The 5,069-nt window shown below is 41.1% G+C and carries 3 protein-coding genes and 1 pseudogene; 1 reads left to right on the top strand and 3 read right to left on the bottom strand.

The window, feature by feature from the left end; genetic code table 11:
- The first annotated feature begins 777 nt into the window (after positions 1-777).
- Positions 778-1,794 (top strand): ferrochelatase, encoded by a 1,017-nt coding sequence (gene hemH / locus MLE17_RS18760; protein WP_243350304.1) that lies wholly within the window; start codon positions 778-780, stop codon positions 1,792-1,794.
- A gap of 65 nt (positions 1,795-1,859) precedes the next feature.
- On the opposite strand, the gene MLE17_RS19000 is transcribed toward hemH, so the two are convergent.
- From MLE17_RS19000 to MLE17_RS18770, 3 genes and pseudogenes are all read right to left on the bottom strand, one after another.
- Positions 1,860-1,943, bottom strand: a complete 84-nt coding sequence (locus tag MLE17_RS19000; protein ID WP_410795645.1) for a hypothetical protein — start codon at positions 1,941-1,943, stop codon at positions 1,860-1,862.
- A 230-nt stretch (positions 1,944-2,173) separates the two neighbouring features.
- Positions 2,174-3,583 (bottom strand): annotated as a pseudogene (locus MLE17_RS18765) (PKD domain-containing protein); the annotation flags it as partial.
- Positions 3,584-3,635: 52 nt separating this feature from the next.
- On the bottom strand, positions 3,636-4,505 hold the full coding sequence (locus MLE17_RS18770) for a right-handed parallel beta-helix repeat-containing protein (RefSeq protein ID WP_243350306.1): 870 nt from the start codon (positions 4,503-4,505) through the stop codon (positions 3,636-3,638).
- Positions 4,506-5,069: the final 564 nt, after the last annotated feature.

Here is a 5,069-nt window from a genome sequence, read left to right on the forward strand (position 1 = left end):
GTTAATCCTTACTCCAATTATTGCTAATTGACGGTTTAATTTTTCCCTTGCTTTATTCTTTACCATCACTGGTCTTTATTGAACAAAGCAGTTTTGTACTACTTGTCTATCTATAATTTCTTCAATGAACTCTTTTCATTTTGCCTCACCAAAAGTTTTAGCGAAACGGCTGCAAAGATAACGCTTTTCTTTTTTATCTTCCAAATCTTTTCAGATTTTTATTTCCAAAAGTCTCAAGCAATCTTCGTTGGGCCGCTGCCCTTCCTGTTTAGCGAGTGCAAAAGTAGTCGGTTTATCTATTCGCTCCAAATTATACGACGCCTTTTTTCTGTTAAAGAATATAACCTACTGAACATAAGAGGACGTATGAAATGACTTTTTTTTGTGTGGTTGGGAGGATTCGTGGATTTCTGATAAAAACGCTGCGAGAATTTGATTGAGAGGTGGTGTGATTATATGGTTACATCGGGGATATTTATTGTGTCGTTCCCGATAAACAGGCTTTTTCCGGAGAAAAAACTTTGCCAAAGCTTGAACCCTTGGCAAAGTTGGAGCGAAATAAAACCTCCAGGGTTTTGGAAACCTTGGAGGTTTGGTGCGGTATCGGAGTATCTGACGGTAGCTTCTGCGCGAGGACTTGCAGCGCATAGCCCGACCCGAGGGAACGAGGGGCGCGCCCTAAGAAAAAGAATGAAAGAGGGAATTATAAACTGTTTTTCTACTTTTGTGTTCTATAAATTCAATCGGGTAAGAATTGCCCGGAAATATTGAAGGATCATGAGCAAAGGTGCACTTTTAATAAATCTCGGTTCTCCGGACTCCCCTACTCCGCATGATGTGAAGAGATATCTCGGGGAATTTCTGATGGATAAATACGTCATTGATATTCCCTATATTGCGCGTAAATTATTAGTCAAGGGGATTATACTCCGCACCCGACCGGAAAAATCGGCCAGGAATTATCAAAAAATATGGTGGGACGAGGGTTCTCCATTAATCGTTTTGTCAAAACGGATGCTCCAAAAGGTGTCAAAACAGACTTCCATCCCAGCTGCACTGGCTATGAGATACGGAGAGCCATCTATTCTAACCGGGTTGAAAGAGTTAGCTGGGAAGGGAGTTGATGAGGTGCTGATTATTCCTCTTTATCCGCAATATGCGATGGCAACTACGGTCACGATACTCGAAAAAGCACGCATTTTGCAGAAAAAATATTTCCCTGAAATGAAATTGTCGTCGCTTCCTGCTTTTTATCACAGACCAGAATATATCCGTGCATTAGCTGACTCCATACGGAAGTCAACAGCTGAAAAAGAGATTGAGCATTTCCTTTTTTCTTATCATGGTATCCCAGAGCGCCATATTCACAAATCGGACATTACCCATTCGCATTGCAAAATTGACGGCTCATGCTGCAGAATGCCTTCTCCTGCTCACGAATTCTGCTACCGGCACCAATGTTACGAAACGACCAGACTGGTGTGTGAGGAACTTGAACTTTCGGTGGATAACGTGAGTACTTCTTTTCAGTCCAGACTTGGGAAAGAAGTATGGCTGCAACCTTATACATCGGAGACGATACGCAAACTGGCAGAAAGTGGAGTAAAGAAACTGGCCGTAGTCACACCTGCCTTTGTGGCTGATTGCCTGGAAACGTTGGAGGAAATAGGAATGGAAGCTAAAACCGATTTTTTACAGCTAGGAGGAGAAGAGTTTCTGGCAATACCCTGCCTCAACGATAATGATGTATGGTGCATGGTTCTCAGCGAATGGATTGAAAAGTGGGCAGAATAGCATTCTATACAAAGAAACGGTTTCATTATTTACCGAAACCGTTTCTTTATATTACTACCAGAGGGTTATTTCTTTACAATCTTGCGTGTAAACACACCTGTATCTGTTTCTATTTGAAGAATATAGGTTTGTGCCGGGAGATTCCCAATGGATAATTGCTCTTTATTCGGATTTTCGCAAGATGCTTCTGAATGATTGTACCGTTTAACGAGATTATGCTAATCTCCTTCATCGCAGCCATTTCTGTCTCAACAGACAGGACATCGTTAGTCGGTACCGGATAGATTTTCAGCGTGACAACCTCAACCTTTGGCACACCGGAAGATATCACCTTGATATATTTCACTTCGATATATGCTATTCCCTCATGAGAACCTTTATGCCAAACGGTTGCTGTAACATCAAATTGCCCTGGAGCTTTATATGTATGAACCGGTTCAAAGTATACTTCTGTCACTCCATCTCCATAACTCCACACAATGCTATCAATAAAGAGAGTTATCCGGGGTGTCAACTTAACGGACTGGCCTAACATGACGCTATTCTTATCCGCCGTAAAACTAAAGTCCGGTTTACCATTCTGGGTGATGCTATCAGTAATCACCGGCGACCAAACTCCCCGTTTGTCTTTGAACTGATAAGCTATCTGATGCTTTCCTTTAGGCAAAAAGCTTAATGGAACGGAATCCTGTACATCCGCAATACCCGGCGAAACGTTTGTAGAAAATGTTGGAATAAATCCAGGTTCTTCAGCAAACCATACCCGATACCCTGTAATCCGGTTTTCACCTATCGGGATAACATCGGCACTACGTTTGATTTTGATAAAGAAGTAGCTTTGCGTATTTGTCCATACTCCTCCGTCATCCTTAAATCGCACATTGAAAGTATGCACTCCATCATTTAGAGCTGAGTAATCCAACTGTTCTTCCCAATTGTATGGCGTTGCTGCGGATAATGTTCGTTGGGTACGGGAAGTGGATTTTCCATCTATCCAATATTCCAGGCCATTTATCTTTCTTATCAATCCCTGACCGGCTGCATTGGTTTGCTTCAGGAAAAAGTGGCTTTGCGTATTGGTCCAAACTCCGCCATCATCTCTGAATCGCACATTGAAAGTATGCACTCCATCATTTAGAGCTGAGTAATCTAACTGCTCTTCCCAATTGTATGGCGTTGCTGCGAATAATGCTCGTTGGGTACGGGAAGTAGATTTTCCATCTATCCAATATTCCAGGCCATTTACCTTTCTTACCAATCCCTGACCGGCTGCATTAGTTTGCTTCAGGAAAAAGTGGCTTTGTGCATGTGTCCAAACGCCGCCATCGTCCCTGAATCGTACATTAAAAGTATGCACTCCGTCATTTAAGGTGGAGTAATCCAACAGCTCTTCCCAATTGTATGGAGTTGCACCAGATAAAGTACGTTGAGTACGGGAAGATGATTTACCATCTATCCAATATTCCAGGCCATTTACCTTTCTTACCAATCCCTGACCGGCTGCATTAGTTTGCTTAAGGAAAAAATGGCTCTGCACATTGGTCCACACTCCGCTAATGTCCTTGAAGCGAGAATTAAATGTATGCACACCATCCGTTAAAGCAGATAAGTTTATCATCTCTTCCCAATTATTGACTGAAACAGCCCCGATTGAACGATGAATTCGAGAATTGGAGCTACCATCAATCCAGTATTCGAGGGTATTTATCTGTTTTTGGGCAAAAACGGGTGGAGACAATGCTATGCACCCGATAAAAACGGGCAAATAATGTTTTATTAATCGTCTCATTTGAAGATAATTATGGCTTGACTACGACAAGCACGGTTAAAAAACTTATTGCTTAACGATTCCTTGCTTCCACTTTCATTTTGATGGAAAGTTTTCCATTGACAAGGTTTTGTCCATTATTTATACTAATAAACCGGGGTTCGTAAGTGGGAACCAGGAATGGATAATCCGTACCGTAAATACCGACCTCTTTGCCATCAGTCGCCATGGTAAGACCTTGGGCAAATGAGGGTTTCAGGTGATAATTCTCGATGGATTTATCTACGAAAATATCAGCCTCGGAAACGCTAAACAGATTATTACTCATTACAAATGAGGCATTTGTAAAACTTGCACTAACAAAAACATTATTCCTCAAAGTTAGCGCTGAGGAGTAGGCTAAGAAACCATAATTACCTGGATTTAAAATGATCGAGTTCTGAACAATCACATTTTGCAGGCTTGATAATACCCAGTTACCGGTATTCAGGAAAATAGAGTTATTGAACATCATATTGCTTTTATCTCCCCCTTCCATACCTCCGTATATTACACAACGCTCAATCAATGTATTCGTAACATTGTTATTGATGCCATAAAGTGTTCCTCTCATTAAACAATCAGAAAGATAGGTTTGCGACACCGGTACCACCGTACCCTGTATTTGAACATCCCCCAGGCTGCATCTGGTGATGGTGACAATGGAATCCCTCACATAAGTCATTCCTTCGACTCTCACTCCGGTCATCGATGACTTATCACATCCATTCTCAAAAACGATAGTTCCAAGAAACTTAGTTATCCCTGATACCGCTGACGAATCGGGATGATAACCGGCACCGATAATATGGACTTCTTTATCAAAAGAATAATCACCCAGGATCGGCATACCGGGCAGATAAAGTGTATCTCCCTTTTGTAAATGAGACATGATATCGCTCATTTTATTTCTGTATTTATACCATATTTGCTCCATTTAAACCTAAAGACAAGATATACTCAACCTATAATAAATATAGAGAATGACGATCTAGGGTGCTATATTTAAAGAGGGAATGATAGCCTGAGGGAATCATGACACCCAAGCAGCAATCGTTAGCGAGGGATAAATGGTAAATTGGAAAGACAAAAATTGGAAAGAAACAACAAGGCAACAGAGACAGGAGAAAAGAAAGGAGAAACGACCGGATAGTATCCGACCATTTCTCCTTGATCAATTTATCTATTTGGGTATATCGGGGTTAGAAACTTACAAATTGACAGTTACGCTGTTGCAACTGCTCCTAATCCCATGAAGGGGACTTTCGCAGCAGTACGATTAAGAAGGTTACTGCAATTACAGGAAATTTGATTCTTGCGATTTGGTTAATGCTTTGCAGACTCTATAAGTCCCCTTTAGATAATGTCATATGACAATACAAGGGGTAAGTAAGAAATTTATAGATCATTGACATTATTGTTTATTATAGATTGATATTCCTGGATTACGCGTTTTGCGATGTTCGTA

The organism is Parabacteroides sp. FAFU027, assembly GCF_022808675.1.
GTDB lineage: Bacteria > Bacteroidota > Bacteroidia > Bacteroidales > UBA7332 > CAXXIC01.

What these genes read in the sequence shown, in the direction of transcription:
- MLE17_RS18770 (WP_243350306.1), bottom strand. Translation starts at nt 4,505, where the DNA reads ATGAGCGATATCATGTCTCATTTACAAAAGGGAGATACACTTTATCTG.
- hemH (WP_243350304.1), top strand. Translation starts at nt 778, where the DNA reads ATGAGCAAAGGTGCACTTTTAATAAATCTCGGTTCTCCGGACTCCCCT.